Raw genomic sequence first — 22162 nt, forward strand, 5'->3', positions numbered from 1 at the left:
TTTTCGTTCTGCCTCTCAATTTTCCAGCAGCTCGGCCAATGCCTGGGCCAGCGCCTGCTCGTGCACGGGCTTTTGCAGCACGCGGCTATGCGGCAGGTTCAGCTCTTCAACCTCTGCGTACCCAGTCAGGAACACCACGGGCAGTTGCGCAAAGCGCTCGCGGGCCGCTTGGGCCAGCTGGGCGCCGGTGAGCCCTGGCATGGCGAAATCGGTGAATAGCAGGTCGATGTGCTCATCGAGCAGCTCCAGCGCCTGCGCGCCGCTGACGGCCTGGCGCACCTGATAACCCAGGCGGCCCAGTACATCGGCAATCATCTCGCGTACAGCATGGTCGTCGTCCACCAGCAATATCCGCTCGCCGCCGCCGCCACTGGCAAGGGGCCGTGGGGTAGGGGTTTCGGGGGCGCTGTCGCGGGGGCGGTGCTTGACCGACGGCAGGTAGACACTCACCTGGGTGCCGCGCTGCGGCGCCGTTTCGATACGTACCCCCCCGCCGGATTGCTTGGCAAAGCCGAACACCTGGGCCAGCCCCAGGCCTGAGCCTTTGCCAATATCCTTGGTGGTGAAGAACGGCTCGAAGACTTTGGCCAGCACCTCTTCACTCATGCCGCAACCCGTATCACGGATGCTCAGCACCACGTATTCGCCGGGCTCCGGGTCTTCCGGGCGGCGCGGGCGCATGTTCACCTGGGTGTTGCGGGTGGACAGGGTGAGCTGGCCACCATTGGGCATGGCATCGCGGGCGTTGATCGCCAGGTTGAGAATGATCATCTCGGTCTGGGTAGGGTCGGCCAGCGCGTGCCACAGGTTGCGGTCCAGATCCAGGCTTACCGCGATCCTGCCGCCAAGGGTGCGGCTAAGCAGCTCTTCCAGCCCGGACAGCGTACCGTTGAGGTCCACCGGCACCGGCTCCAGACGCTGCTTGCGCGAAAAAGCCAGCAACTGTGCAGTCAACTTGGCGCCGCGCTCGCCCGCTTCGCGGATATGCTGCAGCCGCTTGTCGGCCTTTTCGAGCTGGCCTCTTTGCAGGTCGCGTTCAAGGAAGCTGGCGCCGGTCAGGATCACCGTCAACAGGTTATTGAAGTCATGGGCAACGCCTGCGGTGAGCTGGCCGACGGCTTCGAGGCGTTGCATTTGCTGCAGGGCGGCTTCGACGCGCTCGCGTTCGGCAATTTGCTCGCGCAGGCGGGTGTTGGCCTGGGCCAGCTCCAGCGCTGCCTCGCGCTCGCTGGTTATGTCGCGGGCGACCACGTGCAGCAGGGCATCGTCCGGCACCACTACCCAGGACAACCAGCGCGGCTGGCCGTTGGCGTGCAGCACGCGGCCGACAAAGCGAGCGCTGGTGCGCCCGAGTGACAGCGCGGCGAGCTCTGCCAGCAGCACCTCCTGGTCGGGCTCGGGCAGCAGTTGCAACAGCGAGGCTTGCCCGAGGCGCTCAAGGCTGAAACCCAGGCTCGCCTCCCAGGCTGGGTTCAGCGCCACCGGCGTGAGGTCTTTGTTCAGTACCGCCAGCAAGTCCTGGGACAACTCCCAGGCACGGTCACGTTCGCGGGTGCGCCGTTCGACCCGCTCGCCGAGCATCTGGTTGAGCTGCTCCAGGGCGCGGGTGGCCTGGCGTTGCTGGTGAATATCCTGCAGCACCCCGGAAAACCGTACGCACTTGCCATCGACGAACTGCGTCTGTCCGGTGGACAGCAGCCAGTGAGGCTCGTAGCCCTCGGGCTGGGCAATGCGAAACTCCACGCGGTAGCGGCCATCGCTGTCGGGGCGCATGGCGTGCTCGACCATCTCGCGGACTTTGTCACGGTCTTCGGGGTAGATGCCGTCGTAGAACACATCAAGGGTCATGTGCGTATCGGCAGGCAGCCCGAACAGCATCTTGCAGCGATCATCCCACAGCAGCTCGCCCTCCTGCGGGCGAAACTCCCAGGTACCCATGCCGGCGGCGTCAATGGCGATGCGCGCACGCGCCTCGACATCGGCCAGCGCTTCTTCGGCGCGGCGCCGACGCTGGCGCTCGTGCACCTCGGTCAACGCCCGGCGCACGGCCTTGGGCAGCAGCGAGAGATTCTTTTTCAGCACATAGTCGGTGGCACCCAGGCGGATCATTTCCACCGCGTGCTCTTCGCCATAAATGCCGGAGAGGAAGATGAACGGCACCCCAGGGGCCTGGCGCTGGGCAATGGCCAGCACCTCGGCGCCGGAGGAACCTGGCAGCACGCAATCACAGAGAATCAGGTCAAAGCTGGCTTCACGCAGGGCGTGCTCGGCCGCCACATGGTCGAACACCAGTTTTGACTGCACGTGCAGGCCGCTGCGCTCGAGGCGCATCAGGATCAGCTCGGCATCCATGGTGCTGTCTTCGACCATGAGGATGTGCAACGGGGTTTGCTGCATGTTGCCCGCCTTACTGGTTGCCACGGCGGCTCAGGCGCAGCGAACCGGGTGGTGGCTCGTTGAGCACCGCCCAGAACACGCCGAGGTCGGAAATGGCGGTGACAAACTCCTTGAACTCCACCGGCTTGACCACATAGGCGTTGACGCCCAGCTCGTAGGCACGTTGCAAGTCGGGCTCCTCGCGCGAGGACGTCAGCATAACCACCGGGATACTGCGCAGCTCAGGCGTGGTGCGTACAAGCTTGAGCACCTCCAGGCCATCGACTTTGGGCAGTTTCAGGTCAAGCAGCATGACGGCGGGGTTGCCGTCGTCGCGGTCGGCATAGGCATTGCGGCGCAGCAGGTAGTCCAGTGCATCGGCGCCGTCGCGCAGCACGATGACTTCGTTGGCCAGCTGGCTACGCTCCAGCGCCACGAGGGTGAGTTCCAGGTCGCGAGGGTTGTCTTCGACCAGCAGGATAGGCTTGAGCATGGTAATCGGCGGCCTCAGGCTGTCGGTAATTGATGGGGCAGGGTGAAATGGAAACTGGCGCCCTGGCCGACACGGCCCTCGGCCCAGACCCGGCCGTCATGGCGCTCGATGATACGCCTTACACTGGCAAGGCCAATACCCGTACCCTCGAATTCTTCCATGCGATGCAGGCGCTGGAACACGCCGAACAGCTTGTCGACATAGGCCATGTCAAAGCCCACACCGTTGTCGCGCACGTACACCTCGGTCTCGTCGGCGTGTTGCACCGCGCCCACTTCGATACGCGCAGGGTCGCGGTCGCGGCTGTACTTGATGGCGTTGGCGATCAGGTTGTGCAGCACCATGTTGATGAAGGCCGGGTCTGCGTACACCTTGGGCAGCTGCGCCACTTCCCAGATAATAGTGCGCCCGGCGTAGTCAGGCGCCGTTTCGTTGCGGATCGCTTCGACCAGCGCATTGAGGTCAACATCCGACAGGCGCAGCGCCGAGCGGCCCATCTGCGAGAAATTCAGCAGGTTGTCGACCAGCGAGCCTGCAAACTGTGCGGCTTCCTCGATATGGCCCAGGAAGCGCTTGCCGCGCTCGGTCAGGTGCTCGCCCTCAAGCTCGTTGAGCAGTTCGCTGTAGCCCGCGATGTGCCGCAGCGGCGCGCGCAGGTCGTGGGATACGCTGTAGGAAAACGCTTCGAGCTCTTTGTTCGAGCGCTTCAGCTCGTTGGCCAGTTGCGCCAGTTCTTCAGCCTTGCGCAGGACGATGCCGAGCACGGCGTTGCGCAGTTCGGTAACCCCTTCGATGATCAGTGGCTCCCACGGTGCGCTGAAGTCGCGGACCTCTTCCCGCCAGCGTTCGAAGCTGTGCCGCGGGTTGAGCGTGCCTTGCGGGCCAATATGCTTTTCTGGCCGGCCGGCCCAATCGACTGTGCGCGCCTGCTCGTCGCGGAACCACACCAGGTAGTGCGAGTGGATCTGCGAGATGGCCACCGCCAGCACCCCGGCAGAATGCTCCGCGAGTTCCGGCAACACCTCGATGTCGCGGCGCACGTTGTCGGTGTGTAACACCAACTCGCCACTGCGCTGGCCCAGCCAGTGCACCAAGGCGTTTACCTGCGCTGCGGGCGGGGTGTGGCCGATCAGGTCGCAGCGTTCGGCACTGATGATCGCAGCGCCAGAGGCGCGGGCAAATTGCAGCATGACCTCGGGCTGTGCCAGCAGGCCATCGCTGACGCTGTCATGGTCGGCCATGGCGGCAAGCATGCGCACGATGTACTGGCGCAGGTCGAGCAGAAAACGGGTGCTGTCGTGGGCTTCCAGCGCTTCAAGCTGCAGCGATAGCACGTTGGCCAGCAGTTCGCAGGCGGTGCGGCTCTGGAAGTCCACCGCACGCGGCTGTTCGTGGTGGCACGACACCAGCCCCCAGAGCTTGCCGTCGACCACGATCGACAGCGACATCGAAGCCTGCGTGCCCATGTTGCGCATGTACTGAAGGTGCACTGGCGAGACACTGCGCAGGGTGGCGAAGCTCATGTCCAGTGGTTGGCCGGTGCGAGGGTTGAGCTCGGGGACCAGCGCTGCGGGCTGGTAATCGGCGTCTTCGATGACGCGGATGCGGTTGATGCAATACAGCTCGCGGGCCTGGCGCGGGATGTCCGACCCCGGGAAGCTCTGGCCCAGGTAGCTGGGGTAGCCGGGGTCCAAGGCTTCAGCCAGGACCTTGCCGGTGCCATCGGCATCGAAGCTGTAGGCTTTTACCCGGCCGAAACCTGTGATGCGCTTGATCTGCCGAACCGCCTGCTGCAGCAGTTCCTCGATGCCTTTGGCCTGGTGCACGGTGCTGACGAAAGCGCGCACCAGCGGATAATAGTCGCTGTGCTGCGAAACGCGCCGCGCACTGGGTTCGAATTCGACGATCAGCACCTGGTCATGGGCATGGGCGAGCACGCGCAGCGGTTCCTGGCAGGGGGCCTGCGGGTGCAGTTGCAGGTCGCCGATATGGAACGGAAACACCTCGTCCTCAGGCAGGTTTGCCAACAGCTCGCGCAGGTTGACGCCCTCGGCGAGTAAGGCCGGCAGCGCTTGGCCAAGCAGCGCCTGGGCAGGCTGGCCGAGCCATTGCTGGCTGTTTTCGCTGGCCTGAAGAATGCTCAGGTCGCTGTGGTCGAGCACCAACAGAAAACCTTGGGGCTGGATGCTGCCGGGGATCCGGATCGGTTCCTGGGCGCAGCGCTCGATGGCCTGTTCGAGCGAAGTCGGGGCATTGCTCAAGGGAATCTCCTGTGGGTCCGTCCATGCGCGGGGCAGGTACTTGTGTCGCGGTGCAAAGTATCAGAAGGCGGCCTGGATTGCCGGCTTATGGCTATTGGAGGGGCAGGAAGTTCAGGGGTTTCGTCCATTTTTCAATAAATTTTCTGCACCCCCGGTTACGCCGTTTAGCCCTTTTTATTAATGCCAAAGAGAGATATCCATCGCCCGGCCCTGATCAATTCCCACTGCTACGCTCAAATTCAACCTCTTCAGGGCAGGGTGTAAAAGGTGAAGGAGCGCTTAGTGGCCGGGTGTTTGGGCCTGTGTTTGAGCAGCAGTGCAATGGCAGCAGACTTTCTCGTCGATGTGCAGGTACGGGTGCAGCGCGGCTGCATGCTGGTCAATCAGCAACGTGATGCCGGTGCCCAAGCGCTAGGAGTGATCGACCTTGGCGCCGCCGCCCGCCTGGACGGCCCCGGTGCGCCGCTGGCCGGCGTGCTGTACAGCCCGCGGCCGCCACGCCTTGAGTGCAACCCCGATACCCCCTACCAGATTCGCGTTGACGGCGGCCTGCACGGCGGCGTCGGCCAGGTGCGTTACCTGGCCAGCACTGATCAGCGCGCCCAGCCTATCCCGTACCGCCTCTACCGCGATGCCGCCTGGCGCGAACCCCTTGAAGTGGGTGTCGCGCAGTCGGCGCGGGTGCCGGACAGCGGCTCGGTGGAACTGCCGCTGTATGCGCGTATCGACAAGATAGCGTGGGTGCCGCGGGCCGGGCTGTATGCCGACCTGCTCAAAGTCACCGTGACCTGGTAGGGAACCGCCATGCACAAGGAACGGCTGCAACGCACATCCCTTCTACTGCTGACCCTCGGCCCGCTGTTGCTACCGGGTGGCACTGTCCACGGCAGCAGTACCGGGTTCATCCAGGCGCAGTTGATCATCAGCGCCGCCTGCCAGATCAACAACAACCCCCAGCCGGCAACCCTCGGCAACCCAGGGCTGATCGACTTCGGCGCGCAAGGCCCGTCCTGGGAACAACCGCTGGCCGGCAAGGTGGACGACGCCGGCGGTGCAGGTGGCCTGCAGATCAGTTGCTCGCCCCAGGTGCGCGCCTTCACCGTGCGCATCGACGAAGGGCTAAACGGCGGCGACGGCGTGCGCCGGCTGAGCAACGGCCGCGAAACCATCGTCTATCAGTTGGCTGTCGACCCCGCTGGCAACAGCCGCTACGCCGTCGGCCAGGCGCGCACCTTCACCATCAGAGGCACCCAGCAAGTTCCCGTACCCATTTACGGCGTGGTGGTCGCGCAGCCGCGCGCGCTGCCGGCCGGGCTGTACCGCGACACCCTCAGAGTGACACTGGACTGGTAACACGCAAGGAGATCCCGATGCCCAAGCACTATTCTCGCTGCCTGCTCGCAGGCATGGCCCTGGCCCTGACCGCTCAGGTTCAGGCCGCCACCGTAACCGGCACCATCAGCTCGACCCTGACCCTTACCGCTGCGTGCCAGGTCAATGGCGGCTCCGGTAGCTCCGGGCTGAACTTCGGTACCCTCAGTTTCGGCACCCAGGATGCGCTGTTCACCACCGCCAACGGGCAAGTGCTCGGCGGCGGCGGTGGGGCGATGAGCATTTTGTGCTCGGCGGGCACCGTGCCGTCGATCCGCGTGCGCGCCGGGGCCCATGACGGCCAGTCCTCTGGAGGCACCCGCGCCCTGGCTGACGGTGCTGGCAACTATGTGCCCTACGATTTCTACACCGACACCGGGCGCACCCAGCCACTGGCCATCGACGGCACCATCACTTTGCCGACCAGCACCGGTGCTGCGCAGACCGTCAACCTGTACGGCCAAGCACGTGGTAAAGCGGGGCTGCCGGCAGGGGTGTACACCGACACAGTGGCGGTCGAGCTGAGTTTCTGAACCATGTGCAGCGCGCTTCGCCTGCTGCTTGCCGGGCTGGTGCTGATACCCGTGCAGGGCACCCAGGCGGTAACCGGCAGTACCTTCGAGGTATCTGCGACCATCAGCGCCGGGTGCCTGGTGGTGGGCGGGGTGACCACCTACGGGGTGCTCGATTTCGGGACCCGCTCGGCGCTGGCCACCGGAGTGGTTGGCACGTCGCTGGGCGGCACCACGGTGACCTTCCAGTGCACGCCGGGGGTTGGTCTGAGCATGAAGCTCGATGGTGGGCAGAACAGCGCCAGCGGCACCCGCAACCTCAAGCGCAACGGCGGTACCCAGCTACTGGCCTATCAGCTGTTCAGCGACGCCGCCTACAGCCAGGCGCTGGGTATTGGCACCAGTGCCACGGTCAGCTACAGCGACCCTACTGCCATCAAGCTGCCGGTCTATGGCCGCACCACCTTGCCCGGCAACTTGCCGGCTGGGACCTACACCGATGTTGTGCAAGTGACGGTGACCTGGTGAACCAGGCGCTGTAATCGACCAGATGAAGGAGAGCGGTATGCGGGCAGGCGCGAAACTGGCGCAAGGAATCATCGGGCTGTTGCTGCTGGCGAGTACGCCGGCCTTCGCCGCCACCTCGGTGTTGATCTGGCCGATCGACCCGGTGCTTGAGGCCGACCAGAAGGCCGGTGCGCTATGGCTGGAAAACCGCGGCAGCACGCCGGCCAGCCTGCAGGTGCGGGTGTTCGCCTGGCGCCAGGGCGAGTTCCAGGAACAGTTTCAGGCCCAGCGCGACATCATCGGCAGCCCACCGGTGGCCAATATCGCCCCGGGGCAGAAGCAACTGATTCGCCTGACCCGCACCGGCAACTCGCCAGCGGGGCAGGAGCAGGCTTACCGCATCATCATCGACGAGATCCCGTCACCCTTGCCCACCGACCCAGCAGCAGAGGGGCCCAAGGCTGCGATCCGTCTGCAGATGCGTTATTCGGTGCCGCTGTTCGTCTACGGCGATGGGCTGTGGGGCAAGGCCGACAGCGAAGGCAACCGCAGCGCCGAAGGCGTGGGCAAGCCGCAACTGAGCTGGCGCGCGGTGACGGTGCAGGGCAAACCCTATGTGGAGTTGCGCAACACCGGCCCGGTACACGCCCGGCTGACCGATGTGGTGCTGCAACAGGGCGGGCAGGAGCGGCCGCTGGTGGAGGGCTTGCTGGGTTACGTGCTGCCCGGCGCCAGCATGCGATGGCCGGTGCCCGCAGCGCCGGGCGCCGCTAGCGTGCTCAAAGGGCGGGTCAACGGCCAGGACGTGGCGCAGGCGATTCGGCAAGGGCAGTAATCCACGCAGTAGATGCACGTCAGGGGCCAGGGAGGACCCGGCAATGGCAGAGAATCGTGTGTGAGCTGGATGCGGGCAGCAACGCATCGAGTATGGCTGGGCCTGGCAGTGCTGGGGGTGGGCCTTGCGGTGGCCGACGAACTACCGCCACCGCCCGCCGAGAGTTCGGCCATTGCCGATGCCACGCTGTACCTGGACCTACTGGTGAACCAGGTGGGCAAGGCTGAGCTGGTGCCGGTGCAGCAGCGGGCAGGGCGCTTGTACCTGCCCAGCGAGGTGCTGCGCGAGGCCGGCGTGCGCTTGCCGGGTGACCCGCAAGGCGAGGTCGCCGTGGAAGACATTCCAGGCCTGCACGCCGACTACGACAGCCAGAACCAGCGCCTGCTGCTGCAGGTGCCACCGTCGTGGCTGCCGGACCAGCAAATCGGTGACCGCGGCCTGTACCCGGCCAGCGACAACCGCACCAGTTTTGGCGCCTTGTTCAATTACGATGCCTACCTCAACGATACCGACGACGGCGGGACCTACCTGGCTGCCTGGAACGAACTGCGTCTGTTCGACACCTGGGGCACGTTTTCCACCACCGGGCAGTGGCGCCAGTCGTTCAATGGGCCGCACAGCGAGACGCGCCAGGGTTTTCTGCGCTACGACACCACGTTTCGCTACACCGATGAACAGCGCCTGCTCAGCTACGAGTTGGGCGACGTGGTGACCGGCGCCTTGCCGTGGACCACCTCGGTGCGTGTGGGGGGCGTGCAATTGTCGCGCGACTTCGGCGCCCGCCCAGACCTGGTCACCTACCCCTTGCCGGCCTTTGCCGGCGAAGCGGCGGTGCCAACCTCGCTGGATCTGTTCATCAATGGCTACAAAAGCAGTACCACCGAGCTGCAGCCAGGCCCCTACACGCTAACCAACGTGCCGTTCATCAATGGCGCGGGTGAGGCCGTGGTCGTCACCACCGACGCCCTGGGCCGGCAGGTCTCAACGACCTTGCCGTTCTACGTCACCAGCAGCTTGCTGGCCAAGGGTTTGTCCGACTTCTCGATGGCCGCAGGCAGCCTGCGCCGTGATTACGCCGTGCGCGACTTTGCCTATGGCCCAGGGGTGGCGACTGCCAGCTTGCGCCATGGCCTGTCGGACTACTTCACTGTCGAAACCCATGCCGAGACGTCCGAGTCGCTGGCGCTCGGCGGCGTGGGTGGCAATCTGCGCGTCGGTACCTTTGGCGTGCTCAATGCTGCAGTGGCGCAAAGCCGCTTCGCCGGGGAGAGCGGCCAACAGGTGGCGCTTGGCTACCAGTACAACAGCCGGCGCCTTGGCTTCAATTACCAGCGCATCGAGCGCCGTGGCGAATACGCCGATCTGTCGCTGGTCGACAGCCCCTACACGCGCCTGAGCCGGCGCAGCGAGCAGGCTACCGTGAGCGTGAACCTGGACCGCTACGGCAGCCTGGGTGCGGGCTTCTTCGATATTCGCGCTGGCGACGGCTCGCGCACCCGGTTGCTGAACCTGAGCTGGAGCAAGCCCCTGTGGGGCAACAGCAGCCTGTACCTGTCGGCCAACCGCGATATCGGCGACAGCCAGTGGGCGGTGCAGGCCCAGGTGGTGGTGCCGTTCGATCTGCGCGGCACGCTCTCGTTCAGCGCCGAGCGCAGCAAGGACGGCCAGGACCTGCAGCGCGTCAACTACAGCCGCGCGGTGCCGGTTGGGGGTGGTGTCGGCTACAACCTGGGCTACGCCAGCGGCGGCAGCAGCGGTGCCTATCGTCAGGCCGACCTGACGTGGCGGCTGCAGTCGGTGCAGTTGCAGGCCGGGCTGTACGGCAGTAGCGAGCAGATGACGCGCTGGGCCGATGTCAGCGGCTCGTTGGTCCTGATGGATGCCGGAGTGTTCGCCGCCAACCGCATCGATGATGCCTTTGTGGTAGTCAGCACAGCAGGCTACGCCGATGTGCCGGTGCGCTACGAAAACCAGCTGGTTGGCCGTACCGACCGTAACGGGCACCTGCTGGTGCCGTACAGCAGCGGCTATTACCGAGGCAAATACGAGATCGACCCCATGGACCTGCCGGCCGATGTGCTGGCGCCGCAGGTTGAGCAGCGCGTGGCCGTGCGCCGCAACAGCGGTTACCTGCTGGAATTCCCGCTCAAGCGGGTGTTGGCGGCGAGCCTGGTACTGGTGGATGGCAAGCAGCAGGAACTCAAGCTGGGCAGCCGGGTGCTGCATCAGGAGAGTGGCAGCGAGGCGGTGGTGGGCTGGGACGGGCTGGTGTATCTGGAAAACCTGGCGCCAGACAACCATCTGCGGGTGGACAAGGCGGACGGTGGGCAGTGCACGGTGGCCTTCAGGTTGCCTGAAGGGCAGGGCCCGATCCCGCTGATCGGCCCGCTGGTGTGCCAGTGATGCGGCGCCTCGGGCTGGCCTTGCTGGCAGTGCTGTTGCCGGCGCCCGCGTGGGCCGCGTGCTCTGTGGTCAGCACCGCTGCGGCGGGGTTCGGCACCGTCAACTCAACCTTGGTGCGCACCACTGTGCAGAGCGCCTCAACCCCCAACGCCGGGCTGCGCTGCACCGGTTCGCTGCTGTCGCTGCTGGTCAGTACCGACCACATCTACGTCACCATCACCTCCACCAGCAGCGGGCTGGTGGCGCCGACGGGGGATGTCATCCCTTATACGATCTATGCCGACAGTGCGGCCAGCTACGCCATCACCCGCGGCACGCAGTTTGATCTGGCCCGCAATGGCGTGGCCGATGCGCTGGGTTTGCTCAGCGGCAACACGCCCAAGACCGCACCGTTGTATCTGAAGACGGTTATCGGCGCCAATGTCGCGGCGGGGGTTTATACCGAGACGCTGAACGTGGCTTGGGCGTGGAATTATTGCTCTGGCATTGGCCTTGGCAACGTTTGCCTTGGGCGGGATGTCGGGTCTGGCAACCAGACCGTCAGTGTCAGCCTGACCGTGAGTAACGACTGCCAGATCACCACCCCGAACATCAGCTTTGGCAGTGCGCCGGTGGTGGCCGGGTTCACTACGGTGAACCAGAGCTTGAGCCTGTCGTGCACCAAGGGCAGTGCCTACACCGTAGGCCTGAACGATGGGCAGAACGCTTTGGGTGGGCGGCGGCGGATGAAATCCGCCGCTGGCAATTACCTGGCCTACGACATTTTCAAGAGCGGCGGCACTACGCGCTGGGGCTCGGTTTCGGCGGCCCGGCGTGCAAGCAGCGATGCCGATGTAAACCCTGGCAACGGTAGTGGCATCGGTGCGCAGGTGTTCAATTACAACGCCCGAATTTACACCGACCAGCCCACTCCGCCGGCTGGCAGCTACCTCGACAATGTAGTGCTGGATGTGACGTTTTAAGCGATCGCCCAGCCCTTTGGGTTGCGCTATCGCGCAAAGAATTGGAGCTTGGGAGATTCTATGGTTTCAGGTAATTCGCTTTGACTGTGTAGGAGCGGCCTTGTGTCGCGAAAGGGTCGCAAAGCGGCCCAGGCGATATCAAGTTGAAGCACAGATTTTGGGGGCGCTTCGCACCCCTTTCGCGACACAAGGCCGCTCCTACAGAAACCGCGTCCAGGCGCGGTATTGATGCCAGGCGAGGGCCAGGCCAGCCTGTAGAACAAGTGGCTGCTAGCGCAGGTCGTCGACCATCTTGAGCAGCGTTTCAAGCACCGCCCCGGCCAGCGCCTTCGCGCGTGCGCCCGACCACTGTGCTACCGGCTCCGGCGCATCGTCATGGTCCTTGAACGGCATTTCCAGCGTCAGCGACAGGCAATCATAGGCCTGGCCCACGGCATTGCAGGCAAGGGTCATGTTGGCCTGGCCGGGCGCGTCGCGGGTGTAGCCGTGGGTGGTCTGGAAATCTGCGGTCAAGCTGCTCAACGTAGTGCGGAACTGCTCTTCCAACCTGGCGATACGCGGGGTATAGCCAGGGTTGCCTTCGCAGGCCGCGGTGAATACATGGGGTATTTCTTCATCGCCATGGGCATCGACAAAGGCGTCCACACCGTACAAGTTCATCTGGCTTTGGGCGAAGAACACCTCGGGGCTTTGCTCAAGGCTGGCGTTCTGCCAGGCGCGATTGAGGTCCTGGCCCTTGAAGTTGGTGCGCAGGTGGCCGAGGAACGCGCCGTCGGGGTTCATGTTGGGAATCAGGTAGAGGTCGGCCTTGGCCAGCAGTTGCGCAATGGCCGGGTCGTTGGCCTGCAAACGGTCGATAACCCCTTCGATGAACCATTCGGCCATATGTTCGCCGGGGTGCTGCTGGGCGATGATCCACAGCTTGCGCTTGCCGGCACCGCCATCGCCTGCCCGCAGCAGCGGGATGTCCCGGCCTTGCACGCTGCGGCCGTTGGCTAGCACTTCGACGCCGGGGATTTGCCGGGCGCGTTCGATCAACTGGTTGTGGCGTGCGCGGGAGTAAGGCTCGAAATAGGCGAACCAGATAGTGTCGTGTTCGGCCTCGACTTCGAAGCTGAGCGCCTTGCCGTCGTACTGGCTGGGCACACGAAACCAGGTTTTCTGGTCGTAGGAGGCCGCCGCGTTGTAACCCGTCCAGGCGTTTTTGTACGAGGAGGCATGGGCGTTGTCGAGGCTGAAGCGATGCGTTTGCCCCACGATCAGGCCGCTGACCTTGAAGTGGAACCACTGGAAATGGCCGCTGTGGGTGTCCGGGCGGATATGCAGGTGCACCTGGGCGGGGTTGCTGGCATCTACCACATGGATATTGCCGGCATCGAACTCACAGTCGATGTGCAGTGGGGACAGCGTCACGGTCATTGCCAGGCTCCTGTCTTGGCGTTGTTGTGCGGTTACTCTACACCGCAACGCTGGCGACAGGGCGCGTGAAATTTCCTTCAAATAAGTCGGACTGTTCTGTGAGCTGACCAGCTTCTAACCGTGGCGTATTGGCTCAAGGGCAGGCAGGCGTTTTGGTCAGGCCCACAAACCCAGTGCTGCCAAGGCCGCTAGCCCTAGCGCAATGGTCACCGAGCAGCCGCCCAGCGACAGTGCCGCCCGGCCCTGGCGATACCAGCCATCCTGCCCGAGCAGCCGGGCCGGTGCCTGCAGGCTGCGCCAGCGCAGTTCGGTCTGGTGGAAGGCGTGCAGATGCTCGGGGGCTGCATCCAGCCAGCGGCGAAAATCGATACGTTCGCTGGCCGTCACTTCCGGGCTTTGCAGGCGCACGTACCATTGGATCGCCACACTGGCCAACGCGTCGCCCGGCTCGCGGGTGGTCTGCAGGGCCTGGTTCAGATGGCGCTCGATGGCCAGCAACGGCAAGCCCAGGCGCGCGGCAATCTCGGCGAAGGGCAATTGGTCGAGACGGTTGAGCAGAAAGACTTGCTGCACCCGCCGCGGCAGGCGCTTGAGTGCATGTAGCAGGGAGTCGGCAGGCTGGTCGGCGGTGCGCGGGTGTTGCTGTAGAGGCAACAGCAGACGGCTCATGGACAGCTCCTTGCTCAGGGAATGGAGGGAGGGGCGCGTCTTCCGTGACGCCGAACCAGCTTAATCGCAATGAGATTGATTCTCAAGTGCTGATTCGGCAAAGATTTGTAATGAGCGTTCACGCACTGAAACACTTTTGCTATGATCGCCGCCATTAAACGATCTTCATTAGCCTGAAGAGCAAAAAAAATGACCCGGCAAAAAGCCGGGTCAAAAACCGTGATTAGCCTGATGAGGAGATAATCTGAGAGTCCGACCTGAGGACTTGCAGGTTATCCAGCGGGTCTCGCGACCAGCTGAGTGCAATAATAATCGTTATCATTTGCCAGTCAAATGATTTTTACCGTACTCGGTAAAAAAAACGTACCGACGCACGCCTCATCCCTGCCAGCGGGGGATAGCACCAGCCCTGGGCATCACGTCCTGCTTCCTTCCTGCATTCAATCCTGTTCCATGGCGTGGCGCTGCTCCAGCAGAGCGCGGGCCATGTTGGTCATGTGCATCAACGCAAAAACCACCTCACGCGTCGTGCCCTGCTGATGGGCTGCGGTTTCCTGCGCGGTGGCCGCAGCGCAGCGCAGCAGCTCCAGGGCATGTTCCATGGCCTGCTCGCGGCTCACCCCGTCACGCAAGGTCCACAGCGAACGCTCAAGGTCGGGTGTGGCGGTGGGCGGGTTGAGGTAGTAGTCGAGGGCTCGGCGGGCGGCCTCGCTGTCGAGTTCTGTATCCGTTTTTTTCGGGCTGTTCATCCTGATTACCTGAGAGTCCAAGCGGGAAAGGGTGTTCGGCGAGTTTAATACCTTGAGTATTTTTAGTAGATTACTGAAATACTACTTTATGTGTATTGAGCGTGAGGTGGCAGCCCGTATTGTGCCTGCGATGAATATGGACAAATGGATCGCACTCATCCGAGACCGGATCGAGGAGCTGGATATCTCCCAGGAGCAGCTAGCCGAACGCGTTGGGGTTTCCCAGGGCAGCATTGGCCATTGGCTGCGTAAGCGCCGGCAACCGCGGGTCGAATCGATGAACCGGGTGTTCGTCGAATTGGGCATGCCGCATTACCAGGTCTGCATGCAGTTGCGTGTGCAGGGCCAGGTGGGCGAGGAGCGCGCCCGGTACGTGGTGGACGAAGACGAAAGCGTCGATGATGCCCAGGCTCAATACTTTGTGTGCTTCCGCTACCCGCTGCGCCAGTGGGTGGCGTTGGGCGAGCCTGAGGCAGAGGCACAGGTGTTCGAGCAGACGGACTATCTGGCCCAGGGCAAGGCGTTCTGGTTGACGGTGGAGAACGACAGCATGAACGCCGCCCACGGCACCAGCGTGCCCCAGGGGGTGCGCATTCTGGTCGACGACGGCCTGCCTGCCGAGCCTGGCAAGTTGGTGATTGCCCGGTTGCCTGGCAAGAGTGCGATCTTCAGGCAGCTGGTCGAGGAGGGTGGGCAGCGTTATCTGAAGGCACTAAACACAAGCTACCCGACGTTGTTGTGCGAGGACGGGTGCGAATTTCTTGGGGTGGTGGTGCGGATGCAGGGGGCTTTGTAGCTGGGGCTACACCAACCCCTTCTTTCAAGGGGGGCGCGAGAGGGCTGGCAGGTGCTCGCGGGCAGGTTTCCAGCGCCTACAAGATCGAGCGCCGCCCGCGCGGCGCATCGCGGGACAAGCCCGCTCGCCACAACTCTCTATCATTTCCCACAGCATTGGGTCCAACCAGCAATGTTGCGGTTGAGCACGGTCTCTGTGGGAGCTGGCGATAGCCTGCGATGCGCCGCGCGGGCGGCGCTCGATCTTGTAGGCGCTGAAAGGCTTCCGGCAAACACTTGGCAGCCCTGACTCGATCACCTCGATGCCCCCGCAGGTCGCCTGTCCCCTCACTCCATCTCCACCAACACCCTCCCTTCGCTCACCATCTCCCCCTCCTGGCAAAACAGCCCCTTGACCGTGCCATCCTCAACCGCGCGGATGCTGTGCTCCATCTTCATCGCCTCCAGCACCACCAGCGTCGCGCCTGCGGCAACCACCTGGCCAGGCTCCACCAGCACCCTGACGATGCTGCCATTCATCGGCGCTGCCAGCCCGCCATGGTGCCCCGGGCCCGCTTCAGCAGCGGCTATCGGGTCATGCTGGCGCAGCGTATGCAGCTCGCCCTGCCACTGCAGATACAGCACATCATCACGACGCACCGCCAGGTAGCGCCGGCGCAGGCCGTCGTGGTCGTGGCACAACTGCTCCCCGGCCAATTGCCAGGCGCTCGGTGCGTTACCTTCAACGGCAACCGCCTGGGCCTGCCCGTCGCTGTGCAGATACACGCTGCTGCGCGCAGGCAAACCCAGGCGCAGGCCATTGCGGGTGGCCCAAGGCGAGGCCGGGTCATCCTCGCGTTGCAGGGCCGGAGTGCTTTGCAACCAGGCCTGTGCGGCAGCCTCCCAGAACAACGCTGGCAGCGGCTCTGGGGCCGGTAGCAGCACCTGTTGATGACGTGGAATGAAGCCTGTGTCCAGTTCTGCCGCCGCAAAGCCTGGGTGGGCGAGAATGCGGCGCAGGAAGGCGATGTTGGTTTTCACCCCGCCGATAGCAAACTCGTCGAGCATTGCCAGCAGGCGCAGGCGCGCCTGTTCACGGTCCACGCCCCAAGCGATCAGCTTGCCCAGCATGGGGTCGTAGAACGGCGAGACTTCATCGCCCTCACTGACCCCGCTGTCCACACGGCGCCCGGCGCCGGGCGCCGATTCACGGTACAACGCAAGGGTGCCGGTGGCCGGCAGAAAGTCGTTGGCCGGGTCTTCGGCGTACAGTCGCACCTCGATGGCATGGCCATTGAGCGGCACCTGCTCCTGGGTGATCGGCAGCGGCTCGCCGCAGGCCACGCGGATCTGCCAGGCAACCAGATCCAGGCCGGTAATCGCCTCGGTGACCGGGTGCTCCACCTGCAGCCGCGTGTTCATCTCCATGAAGAAGAACTCGCCACGGGCATCGAGCAGAAATTCCACCGTGCCAGCCCCGACATAGCCGATGGCCTGGGCGGCGCGCACTGCCGCCTCACCCATGGCCTTGCGCAGCCCAGGCGCAAGGCCTGGCGCGGGGGCTTCCTCGACCACCTTTTGGTGGCGGCGCTGGATCGAGCAGTCGCGCTCGTTCAAATAAATGCAATTACCGTGCTGGTCGGCGAATACCTGAATCTCCACGTGCCGGGGCTTGAGCACGTATTTTTCCACCAGCATGTGCGCATCGCCGAACGAGGCCTGGGCTTCGCGCTGTGCCGAAGCCAGGGCATCGGCCAGTTGGCTGGGCTCATCAACCACTTTCATGCCCTTGCCGCCGCCACCGGCGCTGGCCTTGAGCAGCACCGGGTAGCCAATGCTTGCGGCCGCCTCGCGGAAGGTGTCCAGGTCCTGTGCCTGGCCATGGTAGCCGGGCACCAGCGGTACGCCAGCGGCCTGCATCAGCGTCTTGGCCGCCGACTTGCTGCCCATGGCATCGATGGCGCTGGCGGGTGGGCCGAGGAACATCAACCCGGCCGCTTCAATGGCGCGGGCAAAGGCGGCATTTTCCGACAGGAAACCATAGCCTGGGTGGATCGCCTGGGCGCCGCTGGCTTTGGCGGCCGCGAGGATCTTGTCGATCACCAGGTAGCTCTCGGCGGCTTTGCTGCCGCCCAGGTCGACGCGGATATCGGCTTCGCGGCTGTGCCGCGCGTCGCGGTCGATGGCGCTGTGGACGGCAACGGTGGTCAGGCCCATGGCCTTGGCGGTGCGCATCACCCTGCAGGCGATCTCGCCACGGTTGGCCACCAGCAGGGTAGTGAGGGTTGCGCGGCTCATGGCTGCTGCTCCTTGTGCGGCTTGGCTTGCCAGCTGGGCGGGCGTTTTTCGAGGAACGCGCGCAGCCCTTCCTGGCCCTCGTCGCTGACCCGAATGCGGGCGATGGCGTTTTCGCAGTAGCGGCGCAGTGCCGGGCTCAGTTCGCCGTCATCCACTTCGCGCAGCAGGTCTTTGGTGGCGCGCAGCGCCTGGGGGCTGTTTTGCAGCAGGGTTTCGATCCACGCCTCGGCCTGCGCGGGCAGCTCTGCGGCCGGGTATACCTCGGCCAGCAGCCCCAGTTCGCGGGCGCGCTCGGCGCTGAAACGCTCGGCGGTCAGGGCGTAGCGGCGTGCGGCGCGCTCGCCGATCGCCTTGACCACGAACGGGCTGATGACCGCCGGGGCCAGGCCAATGCGCACCTCCGACAGGCAAAACTGTGCATCATCGGCGCCAATGGCCATGTCGCAGCAACTGATCAGCCCCAGCGCGCCGCCGTAGGCTGCGCCTTGGACAACCGCCAGGGTCGGCACCTTGAGCCGGTGCAGGGCGTACATCAACTCGCCCAACTGGCGCGCGTCGTCCAGGTTGGTGTTGAAGTCCAGCGCAGCCGACTGCTGCATCCAGGCCAGGTCCGCCCCGGCGCTGAAGTGCCGGCCACGGGCACGCAGCAGCACAAAGCGCAGGCTAGCGTCGTTGCCAAGCTGTTCAATGGTCACGACCAGCTCGCGGATCATCTGGGCGTTGAAGGCGTTGTTCTTGTCCTCGCGGCTCAGCCACAGGGTGGCGAAGCCGCGAGGGTCCTTGTGCAGTTCGAGGGTGGCGAAATCGCTCATGGGTCACATCCGGAAGATGCCGAAACGGCTCTGTTCAATCGGGGCGTTCAGCGCAGCGGAAAGCGCCAGACCAAGCACGTCGCGGGTTTGCGCCGGGTCAATGACGCCGTCATCCCACAGCCTTGCGCTTGAGTAGTACGGGTGGCCCTGTTGCTCGTACTGATCGAGAATCGGTTGTTTGAGGCGCTGCTCGTCCTCAAGGCTGAACACCTCGCCGCTGCGCTCGCTCTGTTCGCGCTTGACCTGCGCCAGCACGCCGGCGGCTTGCTCGGCGCCCATCACGCCAATGCGCGCGTTTGGCCACATCCACAAAAAACGCGGGTCGTAGGCGCGCCCGCACATGCCGTAGTTGCCGGCACCGAAACTGCCGCCGATGATCACCGTGAACTTAGGCACCTGGGCGCAGGCCACGGCGGTCACCAGCTTGGCGCCGTGCTTGGCGATGCCGCCTTCTTCGTATTTCTTGCCGACCATGAACCCTGTGATGTTCTGCAAGAACAATAGCGGGATGCCACGCTGGCAGGCCAGTTCGATGAAGTGCGCACCTTTTTGCGCAGCTTCTGCGAACAAAATGCCGTTGTTGGCCAATATCGCGATCGGGTAGCCGTGCAGGTGGGCAAAGCCACACACCAGCGTGGTGCCGAACAGGGCCTTGAACTCATCGAATTGCGAACCGTCGACCAGCCGCGCGATCACCTCGCGCACATCAAACGGCTGCTTGGCCTCGGCGGGCACCACGCCATACAGCTCATTGGCGTCGTACAGCGGGGCAACCGGCGCCTGGCATTGCAGCCTGCCGAGCTTGTGCCAGTTGAGGTTGGCCACGCAGCGCCGGGCCAGGGCCAGGGCGTGTTCGTCATCTTCGGCGTAGTGGTCGGCGACGCCGCTGGTGCGGCAGTGCACATCGGCGCCGCCGAGGTCCTCGGCGCTGACCACTTCACCGGTGGCGGCCTTCACCAGCGGGGGGCCGGCGAGGAAGATGGTCGCTTGCTGGCGCACCATGATCGCCTCGTCGGCCATGGCTGGCACATAGGCGCCGCCAGCGGTGCACGAGCCCATTACCACGGCGATCTGCGGGATGCCTAGGGCGCTCATGTTGGCCTGGTTGAAGAAGATCCGGCCAAAGTGCTCGCGGTCAGGGAATACCTCGTCCTGGCGCGGCAGGTTGGCGCCGCCTGAGTCCACCAGGTACAGGCAGGGCAGGCGGTTCTGCAGGGCGATGGCCTGCGCGCGCAGGTGCTTTTTGACCGTAAGCGGGTAATACGAGCCGCCTTTGACCGTGGCGTCGTTGGCCACGATCATGCATTCCACGCCCTCGATGCGGCCGATCCCGGCAATCACGCCGGCAGCGGGCACGTCTTCGCCATACACCTGGTGGGCTGCCAGCTGGCCGATTTCAAGAAACGCCGAACCCGGGTCGAGCAGCCGATCGATACGTTCGCGTGGCAGTAACTTGCCGCGCGAGGTGTGGCGCTGCTGGGCCTTTTGCCCGCCGCCCTGGGCGACTTGGGCAAGCAGGCTGCGCAGGGCATTGACCTGCTCCAGCATGGCGGCGCTGTTGGCGGCGAAATCCGCCGCACGGGTGTTCAACTGAGACTTCAGAATCATCGCAGGTCCTTGGGCAGCGGCCAGGCTGTAACCGGCAAGCTGCAAGCTTGGTACGCGTGGGCTACCCGCTTTCAGCGGGTCTCGTTGAACAGTTCGCGGCCGATCAGCATGCGGCGGATTTCGCTGGTACCCGCGCCGATCTCGTACAACTTGGCATCGCGCAGCAGGCGCCCGGCGGGGAATTCGTTGATGTAGCCGTTGCCACCGAGAATCTGGATCGCCTCCAGGGCCATTTGCGTGGCGCGCTCGGCGCTGTACAGGATCACCCCGGCGGCATCCTTGCGTGTGGTCTCGCCACGGTCGCAAGCCTGGGCCACGGCATACAGGTACGCGCGGCTGGCGTTGAGCTGGGTGTACATGTCGGCGATCTTGCCCTGGATAAGCTGGAACTCGCCGATGCTCTGGCCAAACTGCTTGCGGTCGTGAATGTACGGCACCACCAGGTCCATGCAGCTTTGCATGATGCCGGTAGGGCCGCCGGCCAGCACCACTCGCTCGTAATCCAGGCCGCTCATCAGCACTTTTACGCCGCTGTTGAGCTGGCCAAGCATGTTTTCTTCGGGCACTTCGACGTCATCGAAGAACAGCTCGCAGGTGTTGGAGCCGCGCATGCCGAGCTTGTCGAACTTGTTGCTGCGGGTGAAGCCTTTCCAGTCGCGCTCGACAATGAACGCAGTGATGCCATGGGCGCCGCGTTCAAGGTCAGTCTTGGCGTAGATCACGTAAGTATTGGCGTCGGGGCCGTTGGTGATCCAGGTCTTGCTGCCGTTGAGCAGGTAATGGTCGCCGCGCTTGTCGGCGCGCAGCTTCATCGACACTACGTCGGAGCCGGCATTGGGCTCGCTCATGGCCAGCGCGCCGATGTGCTCGCCGCTGATCAGGCCCGGCAGGTACCTGGCCTTTTGCGCCGCGTTGCCGTTGCGGTTGATCTGGTTCACGCACAGGTTGGAGTGCGCGCCATAGGACAACGCCACCGAGGCCGAGCCGCGGCTGATTTCCTCCATGCATACCACATGCGCCAGATAGCCCAGGCCGGCGCCGCCGTACTCTTCAGACACGGTGATGCCCAGCAGGCCCATGTCGCCGAACTTGCGCCACATATCGGCGGGGAACAGGTTGTCTGCATCGATTTGCGCGGCGCGCGGGGCCAGCTCTGCTGCGACAAAGTGGCGGACCTGGTCGCGGAGCATGTCGATGGTTTCGCCCAGGGCGAAGTTCAGGGTTGGGTAATGCATGAGCGGCACCTTGTTGTTCTTGATATGGCTCGTGGGGGCGGGCTTGCAAGGCCAAAGCGGCAGTGGTTTACGTTAGCAATCGCGGGGCAAGCCCGCCCCCACAGGGCGTTTTTTTGATCACCTTTACGTTAACGTAAACCTGAGTGGGTGAATTGTCCAGCCGGCTGTTTGGGAGGGGTCAGGCTTTTGCGGCCAGCGCCTTGCGCACCAGTCGGTCGAGGGTTTTGAAAACTACGAGGGTGGGGATTTGTGTCGGGAGCCGGATGTCAAGTGCTTCCTCAGCCAGGGCCTGCATCTCGACCATGTCCATGCTGTCAGCGCCCAATTCGTGGAAGCTCAAGTCGCTCAAAAAGTCTTTTTCTTCCAGCTCCAAATGAGCCGCGAAGATGCGCAGAAGCGTGGTAGTGATGGAGTCGTGGGCGGGCATGGCGTTCATCGGCGAAAGGGATGAGCGTCTTGTTACGCGCATTGGCAGGGTGGGGCTACTGATAGAAATGTCAGTTGAGTGTTGCCGAAGGATATGCATCGTCGCCAGCGTGGGCGTAGCTTCCCAGGGCCTCCATTGAGCACCTGCTCAAGGACTCGCTACTAGCAAAATTACAGGTGCCGCCCAACCAGGCGCGGCAACCCGTCTATCCTCACACCTTCACCGGCGGCTCCTCGCTCGGTGGGTCACCCACGGTAGGCGGCACGGTTGGCTTGATCGGCAATTCATCCGGCTCATGCACCGGCGGCGGCAGGGGTGGCTCGTCGATGTTCGGGTCGGGAGTCTCTGGTGGCACTGGGATGTTCATGGGGCCTGACCTCGCGGGGGTGAATGAAGAGGTACTGCAGGCTACGACAAGTGCTTTGCGCCTTTCGCTCAGTTTTTTTGAACC

Annotated in this window: 20 protein-coding genes; 8 read left to right on the forward strand and 12 right to left on the reverse strand. The window is 64.1% G+C overall.

The window, feature by feature from the left end:
- Positions 1 to 15: 15 nt before the first annotated feature.
- The 3 genes from HU719_RS20820 to HU719_RS20830 are packed head-to-tail and all read right to left on the reverse strand — an operon-like array spanning position 16 to position 5130.
- Positions 16 to 2397: a hybrid sensor histidine kinase/response regulator gene (locus HU719_RS20820; RefSeq protein ID WP_186535558.1), complete on the reverse strand. Its 2382-nt coding sequence runs from the start codon at positions 2395 to 2397 to the stop codon at positions 16 to 18.
- Positions 2398 to 2407: 10 nt separating this feature from the next.
- Positions 2408 to 2869 (reverse strand): response regulator, encoded by a 462-nt coding sequence (locus tag HU719_RS20825; protein WP_186517060.1) that lies wholly within the window; start codon positions 2867 to 2869, stop codon positions 2408 to 2410.
- A 14-nt stretch (positions 2870 to 2883) separates the two neighbouring features.
- A complete protein-coding gene (locus tag HU719_RS20830) occupies positions 2884 to 5130 on the reverse strand; it encodes an ATP-binding protein (RefSeq protein WP_186535560.1) in 2247 nt (748 codons plus the stop codon).
- Positions 5131 to 5397: 267 nt separating this feature from the next.
- On the opposite strand from HU719_RS20830, the gene HU719_RS20835 reads away from it, so the two are divergent.
- The 7 genes from HU719_RS20835 to HU719_RS20865 all read left to right on the forward strand — a co-directional run bounded on the left by HU719_RS20835 (position 5398) and on the right by HU719_RS20865 (position 11720).
- Positions 5398 to 5925 (forward strand): Csu type fimbrial protein, encoded by a 528-nt coding sequence (locus HU719_RS20835; RefSeq protein ID WP_186535562.1) that lies wholly within the window; start codon positions 5398 to 5400, stop codon positions 5923 to 5925.
- Between the two features lie 24 nt (positions 5926 to 5949).
- The gene (locus HU719_RS20840; protein WP_186535605.1) at positions 5950 to 6483 is read left to right on the forward strand and encodes a Csu type fimbrial protein; all 534 of its coding nucleotides are present in this window, start codon (positions 5950 to 5952) and stop codon (positions 6481 to 6483) included.
- A 17-nt stretch (positions 6484 to 6500) separates the two neighbouring features.
- Positions 6501 to 7034 (forward strand): Csu type fimbrial protein, encoded by a 534-nt coding sequence (locus HU719_RS20845; RefSeq protein WP_186535564.1) that lies wholly within the window; start codon positions 6501 to 6503, stop codon positions 7032 to 7034.
- 3 nt (positions 7035 to 7037) lie between these two features.
- Entirely contained in the window at positions 7038 to 7541 is a 504-nt protein-coding gene (locus tag HU719_RS20850; protein ID WP_186535566.1) for a Csu type fimbrial protein, read from the forward strand.
- 37 nt (positions 7542 to 7578) lie between these two features.
- On the forward strand, positions 7579 to 8355 hold the full coding sequence (locus tag HU719_RS20855; protein ID WP_186535568.1) for a fimbrial biogenesis chaperone: 777 nt from the start codon (positions 7579 to 7581) through the stop codon (positions 8353 to 8355).
- Positions 8356 to 8424: 69 nt separating this feature from the next.
- Complete coding sequence (locus tag HU719_RS20860) at positions 8425 to 10758, forward strand: fimbria/pilus outer membrane usher protein (protein ID WP_186535569.1); 2334 nt, start codon at positions 8425 to 8427, stop codon at positions 10756 to 10758.
- Positions 10758 to 11720, forward strand: a complete 963-nt coding sequence (locus HU719_RS20865; RefSeq protein WP_186535570.1) for a Csu type fimbrial protein — start codon at positions 10758 to 10760, stop codon at positions 11718 to 11720. Before HU719_RS20860 ends, HU719_RS20865 begins: the two co-directional genes overlap by 1 nt.
- Positions 11721 to 11990: 270 nt before the next feature.
- Here the strand turns inward: HU719_RS20865 and HU719_RS20870 are convergent, their stop codons facing one another.
- The 3 genes from HU719_RS20870 to HU719_RS20880 all read right to left on the reverse strand — a co-directional run bounded on the left by HU719_RS20870 (position 11991) and on the right by HU719_RS20880 (position 14557).
- A complete protein-coding gene (locus HU719_RS20870) occupies positions 11991 to 13139 on the reverse strand; it encodes a M14 family metallopeptidase (protein WP_186535571.1) in 1149 nt (382 codons plus the stop codon).
- 156 nt (positions 13140 to 13295) lie between these two features.
- The gene (locus HU719_RS20875) at positions 13296 to 13808 is read right to left on the reverse strand and encodes a DUF4880 domain-containing protein (RefSeq protein ID WP_186535572.1); all 513 of its coding nucleotides are present in this window, start codon (positions 13806 to 13808) and stop codon (positions 13296 to 13298) included.
- Positions 13809 to 14248: 440 nt separating this feature from the next.
- Positions 14249 to 14557 (reverse strand): DUF6124 family protein, encoded by a 309-nt coding sequence (locus tag HU719_RS20880; RefSeq protein ID WP_186517074.1) that lies wholly within the window; start codon positions 14555 to 14557, stop codon positions 14249 to 14251.
- 88 nt (positions 14558 to 14645) lie between these two features.
- Between HU719_RS20880 and HU719_RS20885 the strand changes: the two genes are divergently transcribed.
- Positions 14646 to 15353 (forward strand): XRE family transcriptional regulator, encoded by a 708-nt coding sequence (locus HU719_RS20885; protein ID WP_186535573.1) that lies wholly within the window; start codon positions 14646 to 14648, stop codon positions 15351 to 15353.
- A gap of 326 nt (positions 15354 to 15679) precedes the next feature.
- Here the strand turns inward: HU719_RS20885 and HU719_RS20890 are convergent, their stop codons facing one another.
- The 6 genes from HU719_RS20890 to HU719_RS20915 all read right to left on the reverse strand — a co-directional run bounded on the left by HU719_RS20890 (position 15680) and on the right by HU719_RS20915 (position 22078).
- Positions 15680 to 17629, reverse strand: coding sequence for an acetyl/propionyl/methylcrotonyl-CoA carboxylase subunit alpha (locus HU719_RS20890; RefSeq protein WP_186535574.1), 1950 nt, complete (start codon positions 17627 to 17629; stop codon positions 15680 to 15682).
- Positions 17626 to 18441: a gamma-carboxygeranoyl-CoA hydratase gene (locus HU719_RS20895; RefSeq protein WP_186535576.1), complete on the reverse strand. Its 816-nt coding sequence runs from the start codon at positions 18439 to 18441 to the stop codon at positions 17626 to 17628. The genes HU719_RS20890 and HU719_RS20895 overlap by 4 nt, the downstream gene beginning before the upstream one ends.
- A 3-nt stretch (positions 18442 to 18444) precedes the next feature.
- Entirely contained in the window at positions 18445 to 20049 is a 1605-nt protein-coding gene (locus HU719_RS20900; RefSeq protein WP_186535578.1) for a carboxyl transferase domain-containing protein, read from the reverse strand.
- 71 nt (positions 20050 to 20120) lie between these two features.
- Complete coding sequence (locus tag HU719_RS20905; protein ID WP_186535580.1) at positions 20121 to 21284, reverse strand: isovaleryl-CoA dehydrogenase; 1164 nt, start codon at positions 21282 to 21284, stop codon at positions 20121 to 20123.
- Positions 21285 to 21462: 178 nt separating this feature from the next.
- Positions 21463 to 21711 (reverse strand): acyl carrier protein, encoded by a 249-nt coding sequence (locus HU719_RS20910; protein ID WP_186535582.1) that lies wholly within the window; start codon positions 21709 to 21711, stop codon positions 21463 to 21465.
- Positions 21712 to 21922: 211 nt separating this feature from the next.
- Complete coding sequence (locus HU719_RS20915) at positions 21923 to 22078, reverse strand: hypothetical protein (RefSeq protein ID WP_186517085.1); 156 nt, start codon at positions 22076 to 22078, stop codon at positions 21923 to 21925.
- Between the last annotated feature and the right edge of the window lie 84 nt (positions 22079 to 22162).

The sequence above is a fragment of the Pseudomonas farsensis genome (assembly GCF_014268805.2).
GTDB classification, from domain to species: Bacteria; Pseudomonadota; Gammaproteobacteria; order Pseudomonadales; family Pseudomonadaceae; genus Aquipseudomonas; species Aquipseudomonas farsensis.